The sequence below is a fragment of the Thiocapsa sp. genome, assembly GCF_035467215.1.
In the GTDB taxonomy this organism is placed as follows: domain Bacteria; phylum Pseudomonadota; class Gammaproteobacteria; order Chromatiales; family Chromatiaceae; genus Thiocapsa.
Genome location: NZ_DATITZ010000017.1, coordinates 1 through 1,817, shown reverse-complemented (window position 1 = coordinate 1,817; position 1,817 = coordinate 1). Strand labels below are relative to the sequence as shown.

The following is a 1,817-nucleotide window of genomic DNA, read 5'->3' as shown; positions in this document are numbered from 1 at the left end:
AAGGAGAGCTAACACGCGAACGCAGGGGCGTCGGGCCGACGGGCCCGATCCGGCAGGTCTCGACGCGGTGCAGCTGCATCCGCGCCGGCGCTGCCGGATCGGTCCGGTACACGGCCGCCGACGCGCTCCCATTCGGCACCCAATTCGTCGTACACCTTTTCCGGAGCAATCGCTATGGATCTCACGACCAACTATCTCGGGCTGACGATCAAGAATCCGCTGGTCCCCTCCGCCTCGCCCCTGTCCAAAAGCGTCGCCATCGCGCGCGAGCTCGAAGACCACGGCGCGGCGGCCATCATCATGTGGTCGCTCTTCGAAGAGGCCGTGACCGCGGAGTCCGAAAGCATGGTGCGCTTCCTGCACCACCAGGACATCGGATTCGGCGAGGCCGAAAGCGGCTTTCTGCCCGTTCATCATGACTTCGAGGGCGCGCTCGAGCGTTATCTCGAGAACATCCGCAAGCTCAAGGACGCACTGGATATTCCGGTCATCGCGAGCCTCAACGGCGTCACCCCCGGCGGTTGGATCAAGCACGCCACCGAGCTTCAACAGGCCGGTGCGGACGCCCTGGAGCTCAACGTCTACTATGTCGCCGGCGATGTCACCCAAACCGGACTCCAGGTCGAGGAGCGTTACCTCGAGCTCCTGCGCGAGCTGCGCGGGCATATCCAGATCCCGATCAACATGAAGCTCTCCCCGAGCTTCAGCTCCATCGGCAACTTCGTCGGCCAGGTCGCCGCCGCCGGCGCCAACGGCGTGGCCCTGTTCAATCGCTTCTACCAGCCCGACATCAACATCGACAGCCTGCGTCTGCAATCGAGCCTGCACCCCTCGACCTCCGCCGAGGCCCTGCTCGCCATGCGCTGGATCGCGATCCTCTACGGACGTTTCGACGGACTCTCGCTCGGTGCGACCGGCGGTATTCACACCTCCGCCGACGCCATCAAGCTCCTGCTCGCAGGCGCCGACGTGGTGCACCTGTGCAGCGCGCTTCTCGGCAAGGGGCCGGCCTACACCGCGCAGATCCTGGCGGGCATCCAAGACTGGATGGAGGAGCAGGGATTCGAGTCCGTGGACGACTTCCGCGGGCGCGTCAGCGCCATCTCGGTCCCCAACCCGGCAGAGCTCGAACGTGCCAACTATGTCAATATCCTGGACAGCTACAGCTTTTCGCCGGGTGTGATGGTGTAGCACCTTAAACCGCGCCCGGTGCGGTATGCGTCGTTTGTTGGATTGGCTTGGCCGCGCCAGCACCGATAACTGTCGGAGCCGGCGCGGTTTAAATCACATTTCGAAACTCCGGCGCAGTTGCGACGTTGGCTCATCGCCGCAGCGCATGTTCAGGAGACGCAGAGGCTGTTCGATTAGGCGACCTCCGGGAACAGGTGCAAGCGGGGCCGCCCTCGCGGTTGAACCGCTCCTTTCCGCTTCCGGTCGTGATACCCAGGGATTCCCCCCGGGATAGTCGACTTGCAGTCGACCTCTTCAAGGGATCGATGACTTTCCGCCTTCCGCCATCTTCTTTCGCCGGCCTGGCGGCCAGCGGGGTCGACTGCAAGTCGACTATTCCGGGAGGGCATCGATAAACCGATTGACCGGCAAGCACTTGGGCACGAGCCGACCGCTTGGGCCGGGCAGCATCAACACCACCTGACGGCTCTGCTCGGGCCCATAGCTCACATGAATCGGCATGTCGCTGCCGTAGAAGTACAGCCGATCGAACGGTGTCTCGGCGACGATCCAGCGCGCCACCTCCAGCATGTCTTCGTCCTCGACCAAAAAATCCACGGCGGCGCCTGGACGCGGACAGATGGGAT

At 63.7% G+C, this 1,817-nt stretch carries 1 protein-coding gene and 1 pseudogene; one reads left to right on the top strand and one right to left on the bottom strand.

Annotated features, from left to right (window positions below):
* Window positions 1-174: 174 nt before the first annotated feature.
* Entirely contained in the window at window positions 175-1,191 is a 1,017-nt protein-coding gene (locus VLR48_RS00940) for a dihydroorotate dehydrogenase-like protein (protein ID WP_325289979.1), read from the top strand.
* 372 nt (window positions 1,192-1,563) lie between these two features.
* Here VLR48_RS00940 and VLR48_RS00935 read toward each other — a convergent pair.
* Window positions 1,564-1,817 (bottom strand): annotated as a pseudogene (locus VLR48_RS00935) (peptidase M15); the annotation flags it as partial.

Excerpts from the sequence above, each read along its gene's own strand:
- VLR48_RS00940 (WP_325289979.1), top strand. The coding sequence starts at position 175 with ATGGATCTCACGACCAACTATCTCGGGCTGACGATCAAGAATCCGCTG.